We start from the raw sequence: 20,739 nt of genomic DNA, 5'->3' as shown, positions 1-20,739 counted from the left end.
CCGATTTGTGATTATTCATCGTAACTGTAGGCATCGTCTTCGTAACTGTAGTCGTAATCCTCGTAGTAGGCACTGTTTGCCTGTTCTTCGCGGGCGCGCTGCTGCTCCTCGTGAGCCTTTTTCTTTGCATTGTATCCGATAAATGCCGGTACAAAGATTGCGACGAGAACGCCCAGCACGGCAAGTCCTATGAAAATACCAAAGACTATTAAAATGACCTTTATTGCCTTGTTTTCAGATTCCTTGTTCCTTTCGGCACGGAACTGTTCGTATTCACGCTGCTGTCTTACTTCATTTTCGAAATTTCTTATATCAGCATCGTCGAATCTGTTTCCGCATTTTTCGCAGATAACTCCTCCGGTGTACGGTGCACCGCATTTTTTACAGTTTAGCATCATTTGTTGTTTCCTCCCTTACAAGTTTTTCTGCGTCTTCCGGCGGCAGAGGTTTTCCCCAGCAGAACCCCTGAATGAGATCACATCCGATACTTCTCAGAGCTTCCACCTGTTCTTCTTCTTCTACACCCTCCGAAATTACGTCAAGTCCCATGATATGTCCCATTGATATCATTGCGGCAACGTACTGTCTGGAGGATTCGCTTGCGTTTATTCTGTCTATAAATGATTTATCGATCTTCAGAAGGTCAGCCGGTATCTTGTTCAGATAGCTGAGTGAAGAATAGCCGGTTCCGAAGTCGTCGATAGCAAGTTTTATACCCATGGATTTGAGATCATTGATACACTGAATTGCCTTGTTGACTGAATCCATGAGTATTGATTCCGTGATCTCGATCTCCAGCTGTTCCGGCGAGAGACCGCTCTTTTCGATCAGTTCGTTTATTTCATCGATGAACCCGCTTTTCATAATATGTCTTACCGATGCGTTAAGACTTAAAGTGAGTTTTTTACCGGTATCCTTAACAAGGTCACTGAAAAAGGCAGTCGCCTTTCTGAAAACCATTCCGTCTACCTTGTCGATAAGACCGACTTTTTCTGCGACCGGTATGAATTCATCAGGTCTTATGAGATTGCCGTCGCTGTCTTTCATACGGGCAAGGGCTTCAAATCCGCGCAGTTTATGTTCCATATTGTACTGCGGCTGAAGGCAGAAGAATACCGAGTCGTTTTCAAGTGCAGTTCTTATCTTGTTTTCGATTTCGAGTATCCGTTCATTCTGCGAAATTTCCGGGCTGTACCGGAGAATGTTATCGCTGCTGGCGGCCTTCTTTATTTCGCTCATTGCCGTGTTTGCACGTGAAACGAGCATGTCAACTGTACCGCCGTGTGCCGGATATTCGGTAAACCCGAAGCTTGCACTTATGTATATTTCACAGCCTTCGATGATGAACGGTTCGCTTAAGGCGTCGGAATATTTCGTGATGATCTTTGTGAGTTCTTCCGTGGTCTGGTATCCGCATATAACGAGCATGAACTCGTCACCGCTTACACGGGCTACGAATTCAGAAACATCGGAACTCTGCTTTTCACGTACCGTCTTCCAGCGGTCGGCTATTCCGGTGATCGCCTGATTTCCGGCTTCAACGCCAAGCGTGTGGTTTATGCTTTTGAAATGATTAAGGTCTATAGAAACCACGGCAAATTTTCTCTGGTTTCTGATAAGACGGGAAATATTGTCCCTGCACGCCATATTGTTAGGAAGTCCTGTCATCATGTCCGTATAACTCATACGTTCAAGGTTTTCTATAACGTTGTAGCGTGCGATGTGGGATGAAATAAAGAATGTTGTAAGCTCAAGAGTTTCCTTGATCCTGAGCGTGTTTTCCGTATCAAAGTTGGTCGCCCAGATAAAGCCGAGCAGATCAGTACCCTGAATGAGAGGGAAGAGAACAAGGCTTTTTACGCCTGCTTCGACAAGCGTCTGGTACCACGGGTTGTTTACCTGACGGATATATTCCATGTCGGACTGGTTCTGAATGATGATACAGTCGCCTTCTTCACCAATCATGCCTTTCCATGAGGACGCGATCTGGTAGTAATCAGGGAAGCTTGTTACACGTCTCAGCTTACTTCCGGGAGCGAAATCAGTGGCGACGATCGAATATTTTTCTTCTGCTTCGTTTATACGCAGAACAGTACAGCCTTCAGCTTTGCATATCTGGCGTATTTCCGAGATGACACTTTCCATCGCATCTCTGAGGTTGTCAGCCTTATGGAGTTTTATGCAGGCCGCAAGGACGTCTCCTGACGCCTGTATGTTACTGTTGCGGCTTAAGACTGATTCAGCTCTCTTTATAAGTGTCGAAGTATATGTACAGTAAAATATATTTCCGTTTTCAATATCAAGCGGCAGAACATGTACGTCAAACCAGAGGTCCATAACACTGAGATGAACGTAAGTCTGAATTTCCTCCTTCAGTACTGCAGAACGGAAGCATGCATCTTCAAAACCGCGGCTGAGCGGAAAATAGTCGCTGTAAAGTGTATCCGGTATAAAGGAAGAATGCTTCACCGGTCCGTAACATCCGGATTCATTTCTTATCCTCGCATCGATCATTTCATTGTACTTTTTATTGACCGATACGATGCGGATCTCCCCGTATCCGCCATCATCTTTCTTTTCAACTGATACTATGCAGGTCGGAGAATAAAAGGTATCAACAAATTGCTGAAAATCCATGATAACTCCTTTCCGGGTTTATCCCCAATAAACTTTAAGAGTTTACTATAATTTTATCATAATGAACGTAAGGTGTCAACGGATTGAACGATAATGTTTGTTTTGTTTGTGAAAATAAAAAGCATTATGTATTGCTGAGAGATACGGTGAGGTCGCACCGCCGAAATGGGATAGCTATATTGGCAACAAAATATGTGTTGACACATATGAAAGAACATATTATACTTATGAGTGTGAAAATATAATGTTTAAGACTGGTTATAAGTGTTATTGTAATATGAATAATCCGCTGAGTTTAAACATCTTATAGTTAGTGATTTATTAAAGTGATAAATTGATTGAACTGTCTTAAATTATGAATTTCAACGTTCGCCGAACGGCGGACGTTTTCAATAGAACGCCGAAGGCGTACCATTTAGCGGAGCGGTTGATGCAAAGCATCAACTGGGATCAGAAATGAATGTGGGCTTTTAATACTAAGGAAGTGATCAAAAATGAATAATACATCAAAAATAATATCTGTACTTCTCTGCGGTCTTGTTATGGCAGGCTGTGCAGCAAATAAAACTGCAGAAACAGATAACAGTGAAACAGAGGTGACATCTTTTGTTGAGACGACACCTGTCGAAACAACTGCTGCAGTAACTTCTGTGACAACCGAAACACCGGTTACGACAGTGACTGAAGATAAAAACAAGGTGATTTTCACCAACCCCAAGGAACCAGAGAAACCGATCGAATTTAAAGGCGAAGGAAAGAAGTTTCTGGTGTACAAAAACGGTCAGAAAATGGCGGAAGTGACTTCTGAACATGAAGTTGAAAGTGAACCGGAAGGAAGATATGAAGATTTTAATTTTGACGGTCACGAAGATCTGTTTCTGTACGATACTCCGTCAGAATTCAGACACTACGGCGGCGAATGCTGGCTGTGGGACGGGAATAAAGGAGAGTTTGTAAAGACGGACAAACTTGACGGACTGTTTGGATTTGGTATCGATACTGAGTTTTCTGATAAAAAAATAAAACTGACTTACACCGAGCATTATAATTACGCTTCATCATATGTCTGCAAAGCGGAATTTAAATGGGAGAAAGATAATATCATACCTGTTTCTCTCGAAAAAACAGCTGACTGTACCGAGCAGACTGACAGAAAAACAGAAAAGGGCGTACGGTACAGCGAATTTGAAATAGACGAGGTCTATGAGTTTGATCAGAAGAACCGGCCGGTATTAAAAAGCAGGACGCACGCTGAGAAACGCGGTGGCCGTGGAAATGAGGAGGAAAATGAGGCTGATCTGCGTTATTTCCGTATCACATCTGATTCTGTTCAGTGTATGAACGGCGATTCTGTGGTTCAGAACATTCCCCTGAAAAATGCACCGGAACTGATCGCACAGTACAGAATGAGAAAATTCAGAAGCTCTGATTATCCGCTTTATTTTAATGATCTTGTCTTTTCCGTGGATTATGACTATGACGGCTATAAAGATCTTTGCGTTACTTCAGGTGTAAATGAATACGGTATGGCTGATAAATTCATCTACTATCATTATGATCCTAACACAGGCATGTTTGATGAGTGGGATGAACTTAATAATGTGTTCGAGGGAAAATGGATCTGTTCCGAAGAATCCCACAGATTTAAGCCGGCTGATAAGTACTATAATTATAAGCCAAGAGAAGAATATTCAAAATTGTCGTGTGATAACTATGCTCCAACCGGAAGCGGTGAATTTCTTGAGACAAGCTGGTATGTATGGAATAACGGTAAACTTGAACCGGATAATACAGATGTTTCAGCCAACCCGTTAAGTATTGCAAATTCATATTTCATGTTCAACGCACCTGCGGACGGAACCAGCCCGGGACCCAAAAGCAGCCCTACGATGGCTACCGGTGACGGCGGTGATTTAGTGATTTATAATGAACCAGTCGGTTTGTTTTCGGCTAAGCCAGCAGATAACGGGAAAACAATGTCCGTATCTGATAATAAGAGTTTTTCTGCCGGAGGAGCAATTGCTGAAATGACATATATCCCTTCCGGATACAGTCATGAGATATCAGACGGAAAACTGATTGTTAAAACACCGCAGTCATCTCAGACGATAACTGATGAAAAGTTCGGAGATCAGGACAGACTGGTTTATGCCGATTTTAATTTTGATGGTTATGCTGATTTTTATATCTGTGATAAGTACCGTACCGATGGATATTATTATTTACGGAATCCTGAAACAGGTTTGTTTGAACGCAGCAAAGAACTGGAGTTCTACGGAGAACCGGGGAGTACCGAAAGATATTTTCTGGAACCGGATTATGAAAGCAGGACGCTGAAAGCATATTTTCCAGGAGATGATTATGATAAAGAATCAATTACATTAAGATGGGAAGACGGTAAACTTGTTCCGGTATCCGCTGTATTTATTCAGTACAGCAGAGTGGAAGGCCATATTATAGCTAAGAAGTGTCATTATAAATACGACAGTAATCATGACATGATACTTACCGGAACAGAAGAGACTGTATATGAAGTATGCAGAGGAACCGAAAGGATTACTCTGGTTTACAGAAAAAAAGATTATGAAGAAGGCAGTAATGAAAAATATCTGCGGTTCACTGACAGCGCACTTCAGCTTATGAAGGGAAGCAGTATTATACAGTTGATGAGTTACAGCGATATTTTCGGTATGGAACCTGAGCATGAATTTGAAAATGTTATTCCGGGAGATAAAATATCGGGACGCCATGTTGATTATGCAGAATGGGACATTGATTTTGACGGAACAGATGATCTTTGCATTCGTGCTTCTGTGGAACGACCGGATAATAAAGGCTGGAAAACGTTTTATTCTTATTATGTGTTTGATAAGAGCACAGAAATGTACAGAAAATGGAATTCTATCTCGGAAAAAGGATATCTGTATCTTCCGGATTATAAGGAAAAAATACTTTACTATAAAACTGTGCTGTCACACGATGAAGAGACTGTAACTTACAACTATCATAAATGGGAGAATGAGCAGGATGTGATCTATAAACAGGAAACAACCGACTGACCAAACGTGTTTTTGCAGGTCCGAATGCATAATGAAATTTGACTTTCATATGGTGATATGATACACTTATGAAAGAAATGAAAACTTTTGGGGGGAGTTGAATATGGAATACAATACAATGTATGATGTCTACATGGATCTGTGTACAAGATTTCCGGAATTACAGCCTGCTTACGACAACACCAGGGACAGTGTTTCGGTTTCTGCAGGAAATTATCAGGTAACTGCCTATTCGAATTATGACAAGGCGGTGCTTATGATAAGTGATCCTTTTACCGATCCTTCTGCACAGTATAAGCTTGATCTGGGGTCCTTCGGTGATGCAGCAAAATTTCTTTCAGATTTTATTACCGGAGTTGTTCAGTTCACTCAGACACATTTCGGAAAGAAAAAGCGTCTGAAAATAGACGGATGGGATTCAATAAAGACAGAGGTGAAAAAAGAAGTCACAGGAAAACTTGCCATGGCTGCAGGTATAATTTCAATGGCCATAGGCGGACTTGTCACTGCGGCAGGTACGCTTATTTCGTTCGATGACGGTTTCGATGCGGAAGATCTCATGGTCATTCAGATGTTTCTGGGACTCTTCATTTTCGGACTTTATCTTGTAACTCACAGTTCAAAGGTAAAGTTTGCTGATGCACTGGGGTATTTTGCAGGAGTTTCTGTTACGACAATACCTGTGGCGGTCGTACTGGAATCCCTGCATGAAAAAGAGATTGCCTGGCCGGTGGCTGCACTTCTCTCTGCTGCCTTTTTCGCTATCGGGCACATCGTCAGAAAGAGTTTTGTAAAAAAGATCGATACCAACGACGATGTTTATCTTGAATGCCTTCCGGGACCGGTCTATCCGGGTAACGGACAGAATATGCAGTAACTGAAAAGACCATCATATCTTACGCGGATTTCCTGTAAGATATGATGGCCTTTTTGTTTTGGCTGATCTTTAACGTACACTGTGTTTGATGCGTTTTTCTTCGTACATTCTCCGGTCCATTTCCTTAAAGAAACTGTCAGGTTCCGAATAACCGGAAAAACTGCTGAGTCCCAGTGAGAAGGAAAGCCTGTACGGTTTTATACCGCTTGAATTGAACCGGCTTTCATTGTTCCTTATGTTTCTGACGGCGTTTTCCGCCTTTTCTTTGTCATCTCCCGGAATAAGGAGCATGAACTCGTCGCCGGCGAAACGTATCGGCACTGAACCGTCAGGAGCGGCATTTCTGATAAGCTGTGCTGCTTCGGTAAGCGCCTCGTCTCCGGTGCTGTGACCGAATGTGTCGTTTATCATCTTGAAATCATCCATGTCCATCATGATTCCCTGGACACTTGAATGTGTGGATGAAAACTGCTTCATGATGTTGTTCAGGTAATTTCTGTTGTAAAGCTGAGTAAGCGGATCCAGATAGGTAAGTTCATTCTGAAGACTGATGTGCATGCACACAAGTCCGACCGCTACTGAACACCACGCCAGTGACACGCCGTAAAACAGAAACTGTGCCGCTGTGCATATTATGATAGGGCATAGGAACATTTTTATAGGTATGAATGTCATTTTAGCCACATCTTTTTTGCTGTTCCTGTAAATGATGTATCCGGTAAACAGATAGAAGAACGTGAGTGCGAAGTAGTAATTGGCAAACGGCAGACGGCTGTAAACATTGCTGTCATCGACTGTAAAGATGAACGGATAAAACAGATTAATTACAAGTCCGGCAATGCCGGCTGCGCCCGGAAGCGAGATCTGCTTCAGAGTTCTTAACATATGTTTTTTACTGCCGTTAAGTCTGACGTCAACGTAAAGGCACCACAGAGCCGATACTATAATATTATTAAGATAAGTGACCGTGTCGAAAAAGTACAGGATGACATGCATTGCTTTTCCCTGTATTCCTTCAAGGCCGAAACCAAGCGAATCAGCTGCGCATGAGAATACTGTCAGCACACATGTGAGCGTGAACAGCATATCACCGAGCTCGCGCCGCATACGCACAAGCCGGCTGCTTACAAGCAGTACCCCGAGTACAAGCACACCAATCGCATTTGCAACTATTACAGACTGCAGATCCAACTGATCTCCCTCCCCCTTATATTTTTAATTTTCACTATTATATCAGAACAGATTCTAAATGTCAATGCACATAAACTGAATTTTTGATGACAATTCGGGAACAAGGCACAGCTTTTCTTAAGAGTTCCATATTCTTTTTTAATCGTTTTTTAATTTTTCTTATATTTTATTTTAAAACAGGGAAGGTACAATATAGACAGTGGAAAGAGAGAACCACAAAAACAAAACGATATAAACCCACAGAAAACAAAATCTTAAAGAACTAAGGAAACACTGATTAAATCGGAAATCCGGCTTCGCCGGATTTCCGGGGATGGGATTTGCGGGGCTTCGCCCCGGAGCCCCATGCTGATTTATGAATAAATCAGCGTTTCCCTAAAGAAAGGAACATCATTATGGAAAACGTTGAAATGATCGAAGAACTCAGAAAGAACGCAGACATCAGCTACAAGACAGCTTCAGAAGTACTCGAAGGTACAGGATGGAATCTGGATGAGGCAAAGACAGCACTTAAAAAGGAAGGCATTTACAGAGAGGAGACATTAGCTATGACAACAACAAACAACAACGACTACACAAAGACAAACACAAACAGATACACAAAGGAATCATTCAAGAGCGCACTGAAAAAGTTTGCAGACTGGTCAAAGGACAAGATCACAAGAGGCCTCAGAAACGACTTCTGTGTTGAGACAAAGGGTGGCAAGAGATTCACAATGCCTGTAACAATAATGGTGATCCTTTCGATCCTCCTTATCGAATTCGTACCGATCCTCTTCATCATCGGTTTCTTCATGGGCTGCCGCTTCACCTTCGAAGGCCCGGACCTCAGCGGAACAAAGTTCAGCGAAGAAGTATCAAAGATCAGATTCGACTGTGAGAACAGAAATTAATATATCTCCCCTCCCCGCTGGGAGTGAAATTATTCAGAGATAACACTGAAAGATTCCCCCCCCCTCCCCGTTGGGGAGGGGGGCAGGGGGGTAGGGCGAAAATCCCCTGACTTAAAAAGCAGAGATAAAAGAGAAAATAAATAAGAACAAAAGAAAAAAGACAACATAATCCCCCGAAAGGAGAATCACTATGGATAACCTTGAAATGATAGAAAAACTCATGGAAAAAGCCAACGTAACATACGAAGAAGCCAAAGGCGTACTCGAAAGCGTTAAATGGAACCTCCTCGATGCACTCATTGCACTCGAAAAGGAAGGCAAAATAAAAACCCCGGAACCGGCAAGCTACACCACAAAGCAGAACATAAACGAGGAAGCCGAAACAATAAGAAAGAACAAAAACCTCGAAACATTCGGCGGTGTCGTAAAAAGCATACTCAACTGGATCAAAGATGTAATAGTAAAAGGCATGAACAACAGCCTCTGTATCGTTGACGTAAAGAAACAGAAATACTTTTCGATACCTCTTACACTGCTCGTACTGTTTATGATACCGGCCTTCTGGCTTGTGGTCGTCCTCCTTGCCATCGAATTCTTCTGCGGATGCTCATTCATGATCGAGGGACCTGATCTCGGTACTGACAAGGTCAATGATTTCATGGAAAAGATCAGATTCGGCCGCGGCAGCACCGGTTCACCTGATGATCTCAATGACAGAAAGTGATCAGCTTTTCATGACGTATCAGATTTACGGGGTGGGTCTTAAGTGACTTCACCCCGTTTGTGCAGGCAGCGGAGCCCCTTGAAAAAAAGCTGATAATCTGTTAATATTATAGGGAAACACTTTTTTTCGGGGGAGACAGCAGATGAAGATTTTAATAGTAGAAGACGAAGAAAAACTTGCCCGCTTTACCGAGCTTGAACTGAAACACGAGGGATACGAGACAGAAAAGGCCTTCGACGGCCGTACAGGACTGGAAATGGCGGAAAGCGGCGGATTCGACCTCATTCTGCTCGACATAATGCTGCCGGGACTTAACGGCATTGAAGTTTTAAGAAGAATAAGAAAAACCTCTGATGTACCGGTAATACTTCTCACAGCAAGGGACTCTGTAATGGACAAGGTCTCCGGACTGGACACAGGGGCTGATGACTACATAACAAAGCCTTTTGACATTGAGGAACTGCTTGCGCGTATAAGGGCGGCACTCCGTAAAAGGTCAGCCAAGCCGGAAGGTGCATCAGCGGCACTTTCATTCGGTGCCCTGGAGCTTGACCCTGCCGCCCACACGGTAACGTATGACGGAAATGACATAGAACTTACCAACAAGGAATTCGGACTTCTCAAAAAACTCCTTGAAAACAAGTCCATTGTCCTTTCGCGTGAAACCCTTCTTGAAGACGTGTGGGGGTTTGACTACATGGGCGAGACCAATATTGTTGATGTCTACATCAGATACATACGAAGCAAGATAGATGACGTTTACGGCATTAAAATGATACAGACAGTCAGAGGCGTTGGCTATGTTATAAGGGAATGATCGTATGGATGCAGAAAAAAAACAGAATGTAAAAATGCGTTCAATAGCCAGAAAGATATCAGCTGATTTCAATTTCAGACTGCTGATCATTTTTCTTGTGCTTGACGCTGTAGTTGTTTTTCTGAACGTGGGCAGCTGGATGGTACTTACTGAGCTTGACGCTCTGGGAATGAGTATTATCGACGCTGCAAAAACCAGCCTTGATATAAAAATACCGGCCGGACACTTTGTCTTTCCGCATGAGTCAGATCCGGTCGAATTTCTTAATAAGATCCGTTATTACGTACCGCAGATAAAGAAAACAGTGCCGGCTGCAAATATTGCAGTCGAAAGCATCAGTATAGCAGGTCTTATGCTTTTTCTGGAAATGTTCTGGGTGATAACAGGCTTTTTCCGCGGTGGCAGCAGGGTGCGTAAAAAACTCGCACCTCTCAATCGTCTTGCAGCAACTGCACAGCTCATCAGTTCAGCAGATTTTGAAGGTGACAGTTTCCACGCACTCGAGGATGCACTTGAAAAAATAGACGCAAGCCAGACCGACTGCCATCTTTCCACCGGAAACACTGAACTTCAGGGTATTGAGTCGGCGATCAACAATCTCATCGACCGCATGAAGCAGTCCTACGTGCAGCAGGCACGTTTCGTGTCCGACGCTTCGCACGAGCTTCGCACTCCGATTTCGGTCATCCAGGGTTACGCCAACATGCTTGACCGCTGGGGCAAGGAGGACGAAAAGGTTCTTGAAGAGTCCATTTCGGCTATCAAGACCGAGTCCGAAAGCATGAGCAAACTCGTTGAACAGCTTCTCTTCCTTGCAAGGGGAGACAACGGAAAGAATCAGCTTACCATGGAGGATATTGACCTGAGTGCAATGATGCAGGAACTCTACGACGAATACCTCATGGTAGATCCGGCTCACGAATTCATTATGAAAAATGAAGGCGGACCGGTAATGGCATACGGCGACTATGCAATGATAAAGCAGACAGCGCGTATACTTACCGACAACGCTGTGAAATACACTCCTGAAGGCAATGAGATCTATTTTTCAGCCTACACCGATGAAAAGGGTGTTCCTGTATTCGAAGTTCAGGACACCGGAATCGGCATAGCACCTGAAGACCTCCCGAAAGTCTTCGAACGCTTCTACCGCGCCGACGATGCCCGCAACCGCAAAACCGGCGGTACCGGCCTCGGCCTTTCCATCGCCAAATGGATAGTAGACCGCCACGGAGGCCACTTCGACATAAAAAGCTACCCGGACGCAGGAACAAGGTTTTCTGTATTCCTTCCCGTGAAGAAACCGGAGGGTAAATAAAAATTATAAATACATCGCAAAAAAGCCACTCATGTGTTTTTCATGAGTGGCTTTTGACATATCAATAAAAATTTCATTACCATCCGAGAACCTTGCCGTAAAGTTCTTCGTATTTTCTCGCAGAATGATCCCACGAGAAATTCTGCTGCATTCCGCGTTTTACTATGTCGTCCCAGCCCTTAGGCATGTCGTAGTAAACGTGCTTTGCGTAGTTGATTATGCCGAGCATTTCGTCGGCGTTGTAGTTTGTGAATGAGAAGCCTGTACCGGTGTTGTAGTATTCGTTGTAGGCTTCGACGCTGTCCTTGAGGCCGCCTGTTTCACGGACGATTGGAACGGTGCCGTACTTAAGCGAGATGAGCTGTGTAAGTCCGCACGGTTCGAAACGTGAAGGGACGAGCATTGCGTCTGCAGCTGCATATATCTTGTGGGCACGGTTTTCCGAGAAGAAGATGTTTGCTGACATTCTTTCCGGCTTGATGCCCTGGTAGTGTCTGAATGTGTTTTCGTAGCGCTGTTCGCGGGTTCCGAGAACAACGAGCTGAGTGTTTTCATCCACGATCCTGTCGAGTACCCAGTTTACAAGGTCGAGGCCCTTCTGGTCTGTCAGACGTGAGATGATGGCGATCATGAACTTGTTCTTGTCAACAGGAAGCCCGAGTTCACGCTGAAGTTCCATCTTGTTTGCATCTTTTCCTTCACGGAAATTGTCAATGTTGTACTTCTTGTAGATCTCGTCATCTGTTTCCGGATTGTAGATGCTGTAGTCGATGCCGTTTATGATACCGCAGAGAGAATTGTTCCTTGCACGGAGAAGACCGTCAAGTCCCTCGCCGTAGTATTCGTTCTGGATCTCATTTGCGTATGTCTCGCTGACAGTTGAAATGTAGTCGGCGTATACAACTCTATTTAGGCACAAACGACATTAATGTAATCAATTCATGGATAGTATCAGATGGAGAAATCATCCTAGCAAATTCTTCTTGCGTAAACCCGGCACATTTTCTCATGTCGGCAGTGGTACTACCTATTATGTTTTTTAGGTTGTATTCATCGCTTTTCATTATAGCAGTCTTCGTCACGAAGGGGAGAAGACTACCTTTGTACAGTGCAAACGGGAGCACCGGATCTCAATTTACCGGTACTCCCGCTGATTTTATTTATCACTTTATTTCATTCAGATAAAGCGTCACTTTATTCTGTATCTGTTCTGCTGCTTCCTTTGAAGTCATCGAAGCGTTAAAATATTCGCCGACTGATTCATCGATTATTGACTTAATCCTGCTGTCGGATGAATATGCTTCGTTTACGGATTTTACGATATTTACGAACTCATTTACATCTTCATCACTTAACGGATTTGTTTCGTAGAAAGTACCGTCTGTTCTGTAGCCGAAACCTTTGCGGCGTGAGTTTTTCATAGCATTTTCAAAAACTGATGTTCTGACAGGTAAGGAAGCAGTTGACGTCACTTTTGTCTGATAGTCCTCTGAAAGCAGCTTTTTAACAAGTTTCCATGCGGCTTCCTTATTCTCTGATGATGAACTTATTCCGGCAGTTATTCTTGAATAAACAAGCGGACCGCTTTTATCATCGGACGGAACACCCTTAAGGACGATATTTTCGCCGTTAAGATCACCGTTTTTAAATCCCGCAAGAGTGCTTAAAGTCGATATTCCGGCATATTCAGTAAGACAGAGACCATCGGAAAATCTTCTGTAGTAATCTTTATACTCCGTACTGCCCTGCGGATAGGAATCATATCCTTTATAGTTTTCATCCGGAATGCCGTTTTCATATATATATTCCAGTATCTTTTCAAATCTTCCGTCATTAAAGCTGCATTTTTTATTTTCACGGTCCACAAAACCGCTCAAATCAGCATAAACCAGTGAACGGAGCATAACGCTTCTGGATGTGTTAAAGAACATATTCTTTTTTTCTGCAAGATCAAGGAATTCATTTATCGTCCAGCCGTTTCCGGAACCAAGATCAGACTCTTTTCCGTAAAAGGCGTAAATATCGAAATTTACCGGAACGTGCATCTGACTGCCGTCAGTCACAAAGCAGTCAAAAATGTTTTCAAGAAAATCAGAACGGTTTACCTCCGTATCTGACTTCATAAATTCATTAAGATCGCAGAACAGTCCGCGTTCAGCATAGAACTCAAGGTCAAGTTCATAATCCCCGATAAGTACATCCGGTACTTTTCCGGATGCTATGTCAAGGTTAAGTTTGTCTGTGCATTCCTGCGGATCGGAGGCGGAATATTTCTGATAATCATTAACATATAATCTGTATTCCTTGTTTTCATTTCTGAATTCTTCAAAAAGTTCCGTAAGATCTCCTCTGCCTATACCAATACCGCCTACGGTAAGTACCTTCTGATTTCTTAATTTTCCGGCCAGTTCATCATCTGCGCGTTCAAGTACCGTAAAAGAAAATCCGTTTCCTGAAGTCAGACAAACGATACAGTTATCATTCATAACACCCATTGCACCTACAAGGTGGATAATGCCGCAGTCATTCCAGTTAATAAATTTACGCCCTGAAAATCCATTCGCATCAGTTCTGTAAACGCTGTCTGCATCGAAATAACACACACTTCCGTCAGACAGCGAAAATACTTTTTCAATGCCGTACTCAGGATAAACGAAATCATCAAAAGCGATCTTTTCATCGGTACAGATAATACGTTTCTCCCAGTCGGAATTTTCGTAAAGTATAAAATCGGAGCCGTTCATGAAGAACATTTCTTTTATACGTCCGTCAGGACATTTGCCTGAACCCTCACGAATCTTTACGGCATTACGGTCAAAGACCATGTATGAATAGTCATCATCAGTACAGCCGAGAACGTAAAGTTCCGAGTTGTTTCCTGCCCATATATCAGCTTTTTCCGTGTTTTCAAAAACATCGGTCTGATTTATGATCTTCCCGTCTTTATCAGTCCACGCAACAGCATAGCCGCCGTTTTCATTTTCCGAAAGAAAAACAGCCGTTCCGTCTGAAAGCACATCTGCCTGCTGTACTGTCATCTGGTCACCTGACTCCGGTGCATTTATGATACCGGTCTGGTTTCCGTCACGGTCGTACTTATATATAACAGGTGTTTCAGAGCTGCTGTATACTGCAGAACAGAGAAGGAGTTTGTTATCATTTCCGGAAACATAAGCAAGCCTTCCGTTTTTTTCATCCAGCGAAAAAACTGTCTTTTGGCTTTCATCTGCAGAGTATCTGTAAAGGATATCACCGTCATTAAAGAAAAAATCAGTAGTTTCACATGCTCTGTCCGGAGCTATAATATTTTCATCGCCGAACTCATCGTCATACCGGTTTACAATGCTGCCGTCAGTAAGCTGTATCTCATCTATGCACCGGTGCAGCATATTCGTATCATCACGTACCGAGATACAAAGATTTCCCCGTGAATTAAGGTAAGCTGCTTCATAGCGTCCGTTAGTATCAGCCATGACATCGTCAAATGAGCGTACAGGTTTTCCGTCCTCCGAAACAACAAACACGCTTATCTTTTGATCATCTGCTGAATTTTCAGAAGTCAGCACATAATAATATCCGTAATCAAAGAGCAGATCTGAAATTATCACATTCCCGTCAGGTATATTTTCAAAAACCGGTACCGGTTCCGTAGTACTGTAATCATCACTGTATGAAACGACCTCAGGCCTTCCGGTATCTCCGGTAAATTCCACGATGAGTCTGCCATTCTCATCTTCAAAGAAAGAACTTATCCTTTTACCTGGCTCCGTATCAACTTTCATTATCTCTTTTCCGGTTTCCAAATCGCAGATCACAAACCAGGATTTGTTTCCTTTTGAATATGCGGCGTAAATTTCATCTTTGCCCTGGTACACAACCATCACATCGCCTTTGCTGTTTCCGGGGCTGTCGAAATGTTTAAGGGTATCAGTTCCGGTATCGTAAACCGAAAAAACATAATCGATTTCTGCCATACCAGAATATCCGCCGACATATATCATATCTTCCGTACAGCGTAAATCGTTTGACCACGAGATCTCATAAGGCAGTGTGACTTCATTTTTTATAACATAAAAATCTTCTGGTTCTGCCACTACCGGTTTTTCAGTATTATCTTTTCTGGTGCATCCGCCGGAAAAGATAAGCAATGCCAGAAGAAGAGGCATGGCATATATTTTATTCTTCTTCAAGGTTAAACTCCATTCCGAACTGTTTGTTCACAAGTTTATAATCATTGTTGATATAGCAGTAGTTAAACGGAAACCACAATTCATAATCTGTCAGTTTATACGTGATCTCCGTATCAGTACCGGTATCTTCTATTGCCATCTGAGCAATTTCCTCATCAACACGGTTCACTTTAAATTCAGCTCTGTTATCTACAAGTTCTTTTTTTATCTGATCACTGTTTTTACAGCGTTCTTTGAACTCCTTAAGCTGATCAGCTAAAAGACCATCTGCCTTCTGCGAAGCAAAAGTGCTGTATCCCTGTTCAGCGTAAAACTTTCTTAAGTTTTCAAGTACATCTTCATCCCAGTTTACAAGCTGAAAATACTTTCCTTCTGTTATTTCAACATACGATTCATGGTCAGCAGAATAATATTTTCCGTCTTTGATCAGGAATTCTTCTTTGGTTTCGGAATCAGATTCCGGAACATTTATATTTTCGCCACCGCACGACGGCAGTAAGAGACACAGAACAACTGCGATAAATAACTGTATTGTTTTTTTCATAAGAACTCCTTTGGACACTGTGTTTTAAGACTTCTGTCATTATTATAGCATATTAAAAATTAATAACAAGCGTTGATTTCTTTAAGCAAGAATTGTCTTATGAGAACAATTCCCATAAGACAATTCAAACTTATTTACTGAAGATAATAGTTTTGTGAATTAACCTTTAAATATCCCTGATACGGATATGTTTCAAGTGGAAAATTATAGCCGCTATAAGTCCCGGTAGTCATTGTAACAATATATGAATAGTGATTATTGTTATAACTATTAGGATCGATATGCTCCGAATCAGGTAAATACCAGTCGTAAGAAAAATATCCGTATACATATCCGTCATTTATGTACACAGCCTCAAAATATCCTGTTGTAGAAGTATTAGTTCTTACATATCTTCCACTGTTATAATTCCACTTACCCTGAATAAAATCCGGTACCGCCGCTGAAACACTTACAATACTTGAAGCGCATATAAAAGCGGAAACAAGTGCAGTTAAACATCTTTTAATACATTTATTCATGTTTTCCCTCCTATTTATCGCTGACTATTAACAAAATTATGTTAATAGAATTGCGATAATACATTTATTTTCATTTCTTTTGACAAAACACCACGTTAAAGTACTCTAACATTATTAATTTCGATTAAGATTAACCTTGATTTTATTCTATCATATGAAAAGAATAAGTCAATACATTTGGCACATACAACTTTATATAGGCACAAATGACTTTGGCTAATTGACACTGTCTATAATCTGTAATATAAGAAAAGCCCATATAATAAGTAATGAGCATTTTGGCACAAATTACTTGTTATATGGACGTATATTTTTTAGATAATAAATCTGTTGATGACAATTCATTTTCCGCTCAAAGCATAAATAACATCTTTTATTACATATTGACTTTTCAACGGAATGCGCGAACACAAATTTTTTATATCGTCACTTGTTAAATCAGCGCATATTTTCTCTTTTCTTTCCTTATATTCATCTTTATTGTTTGATCTACCTACTATATAATCTACTGAAACATGAAAATAATCACATATGGCTACTATTAAATCAAGAGGTACTTGATTTGCGCCTTGTTCATAATGAGACATTGAACTTGAACTAATATTAAACATCCTAGCAAATTCTTCTTGCGTAAACCCAGCACATTTTCTCATGTCGGCAATGGCACTACCTATTATGTTTTTTAGGTTGTATTCATCGCTTTTCATCTTCATCACCTCAATAATAATGATTATACTATTTTTGATAGTGGCTGTCTTGAAATTCACAATAATTAGATTGCGATTATTGATAAACGATATTCAACTGTACAAATGTAGATATATAACTATCTAGGTTTTAGATTGGGCATTCGTATTTTTGTTGTTTCTAATAAGAAAATTTACATTCGTGCCAGAATACTGCTTTATATGCCCTAAATATTGCTTTGATAAAATAACCGCGTTATAATATGCTCATGATGAAACAAGAATTATTGGTGAGTAAATGATGATTAGAGTGTTAAGCAAGTATTTACTGAGGTATTTGATATCTTCTTCAGTAATAGAAGCTACGGATAGAAATTTGAAAATATACAAGTACGGTACAGAAATATTTATTTCGTCTTTGGTAAACATTGTAGCTATTGTTGCGATAGGAATATTAACTTTCAGTATTAAAGAAAGTGTACTGTTTATGCTTCTCTTAGTACTTTTAAGAATTTATACAGGTGGTTATCATGCAAATACTTATTTAAAATGTAATTTGCTTTTATGCATTAACTACATTCTGGTACTTGTATGTTATAATTTAACGCCATCAAACTGTAATGTCATGCATTTTATTTTTGTGTCTATTACATGTGTAGCAATAATATTATTGTTTTGTCCAGTGGAAAATGAGAATAAAAAAATAACACCTGAGCAAAAAATAAAGTTGAAAAAGAAGTCAGTAATACTTGGAACAATATACGGAACTGCAGCCGTTGTTTTCAATGTATTCAAATACAGAATAGGGATTCTTATTCTTTATACACTTTCAAGTGTAACTATTGCTGTAATAGCAGCGAAACTTAAAGAAAGGTGTGGTGAACATGGATAAAAAGGTAACCAAGCCAGCGGTTGTAGTTAAAGATATTATCGATATTGTAATTGATTTAGCTAATGGTTCAGCGTCTTGCTGGGGATACTATCAAGTTAAAGAACCTTCTGAAGAATTACAAAACTCAAAGAAGAGTGATTAACGCAGAGGAATCATTTGTTGATAGTTATCAAAAATAAATTTTAAGTAAATATTGAAAGCACTCAAAGAATAAGTTATAATTAATATTATTCTTTGAGTGTTTTATTTATGTAAGCATATAAAAAACATCATCATTCAAGGATGATTATAATTAGACTTTCAGCAGAGAGGAAGTGCAACTATGCTAAATATTGCGATATGTGATGATAATTCCTATATGTTATCGAAAATTCAGAATATAGTAAAATCCGAACTGGAAAAGCACAATGAAACTGCTAAGATACAAATTTTCACCAACGGAGAAATACTGCTAAAAGCACATGAATCAACATTTTTTGATATACTATTTTTAGATATTGAAATGCCGTCTATAAATGGGTTTGATATAGCCAAAAAGCTTCGTGATTCGTTTTCTTCAAGCTATCTTATTTTTATTACAGTTCATTCTGAGCTGGTATATAACAGTCTTGATTTCCAGCCTTTTAATTTTATCAGGAAAAACGATATTATTCCGATTGAAGATAAAATAAGCGAAATTTTACAGAAACTTCTTCTGCATACCAGACAAAATAAAAGAGTCATAATTGAAAATGATGGAAAATCCGGTAATAAGCATTCAGTCTATATACGGGATATTCTTTATATAGAAAGCACGGGACATTACTGTAAATTCTTTGTAAAGGGTGAAACATCTTTTCTGAAACAACGCTGTACAATACAGGAATGTGAAGAGTTTTACAGAGCCTATAACTTTATAAGAGTGCACAGAAGCTATATAATAAACTTAAGGCATCTGGATGTCCTTGATTTGTATAACAGGGAAATATTTCTGAATGACTGCGACAGACCAATTCATTTAGGCAGAAAATACAAGGAAGCTGTAGATGAAAAGTACACGCTTTATTTGAGGACAATAATATGATAACGAAATTATGGAATGTTTTCGAGCTGCTGGTCAATGTTTTTCAGGGATGTATAACTGTATGGTTTGTAAAATCATACTTAGGAACATCGAAGAACGGATTGCTGATAAAAGTATCAGGAGTATTCTTTGCGGCGTTATTTGCGACAGCTGTCACGATACTGAATAGTTATATGTTGTTTGAGGGAATGTATGGATTTATATATATCGCAATTTTATTTATCTATTCCGTCATCTGCCTGAAAGGAGCAGTTCTGAAAAAATTAGCGGCTTCAGTTTATGCTATGGTCGTAGTATTAGGCACGACTGTTATTGTTTCAAGTTTGATGATCGCTTTAATGGACAGTACTCAGACGGAGCTGCTTCAAAGCAGATCAGCAGACAGGCTGCTTGTGGTTTTAATAATTCAGATCTCGATATTCTTTATATTTTCTCTTTCTTTAAAAATACTTAATAAAGAAGTATTTGCTTTAACTTCTATGGAATGGCTTATGATGGCAATGATTTTTGCTATCAGTATTTTTATTTCTGAACGTTTAAATACTATGGCAGTAAGAGGTTTGTCACAATCTGAAAAAATCAATATAGCATTGATATTTATAGGAATTTTACTTATCAACATCGTCACTTTTTATTGTCTGATAGGACTTGGAAAAAAGAATAAAACCGCCAGTGAAAATATAATTCTTAAACTCAAAGAGGAACATAACAGAAACTTCATCGAAAGCGCTGAAAGAGAATACCGGATTCTGAAAGAGTTAAGGCATGATACAAAAGAAAATTATGATATAATTTACAATTACATTAAAACTGGAAATTCGGATGATGCTTTGAAATACATAGAAGATATATACGGAGAATTATCCGGCAAAGAAGTGTTTATCAAAACTAATAACCAAACCTTTGATGCTGTAGTTAATTCAAAGTTTACAGTCGCTAAATCTATGAATATAGAATGCACTTGTATATCGTCATCTGATATCAAGAAAATCGATGATTATGATCTGGTAAGATTATTATCAAATATGCTTGAAAATGCTATAACAGCATCTAAATCAGTTAAAGCACCTAAAATAGAACTTATCGTGAAAGATGAAGGAAAGAAAAATATCTTCATTTTAAAGAATAAAATTGATGCTTCTATTTTATCAGATAACCCCGATCTGAAAACCACCAAAAAGGATATGCATAATCATGGAATGGGGATCGGTATCATAAAAAATATAGCTTCCAGGTATAATGGAAGATGTGATTTTTATGAAGAAAACGGATTTTTTAATTGTCTCGTAGTAATTAATCCTGAACAGCATTAGTTGTTTATGATAAG

The 20,739-nt window shown here is 40.2% G+C and carries 17 protein-coding genes and 1 pseudogene; 10 read left to right on the top strand and 8 right to left on the bottom strand.

Annotated features, from left to right (window positions below; genetic code table 11):
* Positions 1 to 11: 11 nt before the first annotated feature.
* Together CC97_RS08870 and CC97_RS18805 are read right to left on the bottom strand one after the other, a co-directional pair.
* Positions 12 to 398: a hypothetical protein gene (locus CC97_RS08870; protein WP_044974663.1), complete on the bottom strand. Its 387-nt coding sequence runs from the start codon at positions 396 to 398 to the stop codon at positions 12 to 14.
* The gene (locus tag CC97_RS18805; RefSeq protein ID WP_049962799.1) at positions 382 to 2,637 is read right to left on the bottom strand and encodes a bifunctional diguanylate cyclase/phosphodiesterase; all 2,256 of its coding nucleotides are present in this window, start codon (positions 2,635 to 2,637) and stop codon (positions 382 to 384) included. The genes CC97_RS08870 and CC97_RS18805 overlap by 17 nt, the downstream gene beginning before the upstream one ends.
* 494 nt (positions 2,638 to 3,131) lie before the next feature.
* Here CC97_RS18805 and CC97_RS08860 point away from each other — a divergent pair, with 494 nt between their 5' ends.
* Positions 3,132 to 5,696: a hypothetical protein gene (locus CC97_RS08860; protein ID WP_044974662.1), complete on the top strand. Its 2,565-nt coding sequence runs from the start codon at positions 3,132 to 3,134 to the stop codon at positions 5,694 to 5,696.
* A 103-nt stretch (positions 5,697 to 5,799) separates the two neighbouring features.
* A complete protein-coding gene (locus CC97_RS08855; RefSeq protein ID WP_044974661.1) occupies positions 5,800 to 6,573 on the top strand; it encodes a hypothetical protein in 774 nt (257 codons plus the stop codon).
* 69 nt (positions 6,574 to 6,642) lie between these two features.
* Here the strand turns inward: CC97_RS08855 and CC97_RS08850 are convergent, their stop codons facing one another.
* Entirely contained in the window at positions 6,643 to 7,764 is a 1,122-nt protein-coding gene (locus CC97_RS08850) for a GGDEF domain-containing protein (RefSeq protein WP_044974660.1), read from the bottom strand.
* A gap of 395 nt (positions 7,765 to 8,159) precedes the next feature.
* Between CC97_RS08850 and CC97_RS08845 the strand changes: the two genes are divergently transcribed.
* The 4 genes from CC97_RS08845 to CC97_RS08830 all read left to right on the top strand — a co-directional run bounded on the left by CC97_RS08845 (position 8,160) and on the right by CC97_RS08830 (position 11,516).
* On the top strand, positions 8,160 to 8,657 hold the full coding sequence (locus CC97_RS08845; RefSeq protein WP_044974659.1) for a DUF4342 domain-containing protein: 498 nt from the start codon (positions 8,160 to 8,162) through the stop codon (positions 8,655 to 8,657).
* 190 nt (positions 8,658 to 8,847) lie between these two features.
* Positions 8,848 to 9,381, top strand: a complete 534-nt coding sequence (locus CC97_RS08840) for a DUF4342 domain-containing protein (protein WP_049962798.1) — start codon at positions 8,848 to 8,850, stop codon at positions 9,379 to 9,381.
* A gap of 142 nt (positions 9,382 to 9,523) precedes the next feature.
* The gene (locus CC97_RS08835) at positions 9,524 to 10,198 is read left to right on the top strand and encodes a response regulator transcription factor (RefSeq protein ID WP_044974658.1); all 675 of its coding nucleotides are present in this window, start codon (positions 9,524 to 9,526) and stop codon (positions 10,196 to 10,198) included.
* Between the two features lie 4 nt (positions 10,199 to 10,202).
* A complete protein-coding gene (locus tag CC97_RS08830; RefSeq protein WP_044974657.1) occupies positions 10,203 to 11,516 on the top strand; it encodes an ATP-binding protein in 1,314 nt (437 codons plus the stop codon).
* Positions 11,517 to 11,592: 76 nt separating this feature from the next.
* Here CC97_RS08830 and CC97_RS08825 read toward each other — a convergent pair.
* From CC97_RS08825 to CC97_RS18800, 5 genes and pseudogenes are all read right to left on the bottom strand, one after another.
* Positions 11,593 to 12,420, bottom strand: a pseudogene (locus CC97_RS08825) (glycosyltransferase); the annotation flags it as partial.
* A gap of 259 nt (positions 12,421 to 12,679) precedes the next feature.
* Positions 12,680 to 15,706: an extracellular solute-binding protein gene (locus CC97_RS08815; protein ID WP_044974655.1), complete on the bottom strand. Its 3,027-nt coding sequence runs from the start codon at positions 15,704 to 15,706 to the stop codon at positions 12,680 to 12,682.
* Positions 15,693 to 16,250, bottom strand: a complete 558-nt coding sequence (locus CC97_RS08810; protein WP_044974654.1) for a hypothetical protein — start codon at positions 16,248 to 16,250, stop codon at positions 15,693 to 15,695. Before CC97_RS08810 ends, CC97_RS08815 begins: the two co-directional genes overlap by 14 nt.
* 134 nt (positions 16,251 to 16,384) lie before the next feature.
* Entirely contained in the window at positions 16,385 to 16,771 is a 387-nt protein-coding gene (locus CC97_RS08805) for a hypothetical protein (protein WP_044974653.1), read from the bottom strand.
* A 341-nt stretch (positions 16,772 to 17,112) separates the two neighbouring features.
* Positions 17,113 to 17,478, bottom strand: a complete 366-nt coding sequence (locus CC97_RS18800) for a helix-turn-helix transcriptional regulator (protein ID WP_049962796.1) — start codon at positions 17,476 to 17,478, stop codon at positions 17,113 to 17,115.
* A 289-nt stretch (positions 17,479 to 17,767) separates the two neighbouring features.
* Here CC97_RS18800 and CC97_RS08795 point away from each other — a divergent pair, with 289 nt between their 5' ends.
* From CC97_RS08795 to CC97_RS08785, 4 genes are all read left to right on the top strand, one after another.
* A complete protein-coding gene (locus tag CC97_RS08795; protein WP_197021848.1) occupies positions 17,768 to 18,349 on the top strand; it encodes an accessory gene regulator B family protein in 582 nt (193 codons plus the stop codon).
* A complete protein-coding gene (locus CC97_RS20115; RefSeq protein WP_156036841.1) occupies positions 18,342 to 18,491 on the top strand; it encodes a hypothetical protein in 150 nt (49 codons plus the stop codon). The genes CC97_RS08795 and CC97_RS20115 overlap by 8 nt, the downstream gene beginning before the upstream one ends.
* 180 nt (positions 18,492 to 18,671) lie before the next feature.
* Positions 18,672 to 19,412, top strand: coding sequence for a LytTR family DNA-binding domain-containing protein (locus tag CC97_RS08790; protein ID WP_044974651.1), 741 nt, complete (start codon positions 18,672 to 18,674; stop codon positions 19,410 to 19,412).
* Positions 19,409 to 20,725, top strand: coding sequence for a GHKL domain-containing protein (locus CC97_RS08785; protein ID WP_044974650.1), 1,317 nt, complete (start codon positions 19,409 to 19,411; stop codon positions 20,723 to 20,725). The genes CC97_RS08790 and CC97_RS08785 overlap by 4 nt, the downstream gene beginning before the upstream one ends.
* Positions 20,726 to 20,739 lie beyond the last annotated feature (14 nt).

Origin of the sequence: Ruminococcus sp. HUN007, assembly GCF_000712055.1 — a bacterium.
Taxonomy (GTDB): Bacteria; Bacillota; Clostridia; order Oscillospirales; family Ruminococcaceae; genus HUN007.
The sequence above is the reverse complement of the archived record's forward strand: the minus strand, read 5'-3'. Positions and strand labels throughout refer to the sequence as shown.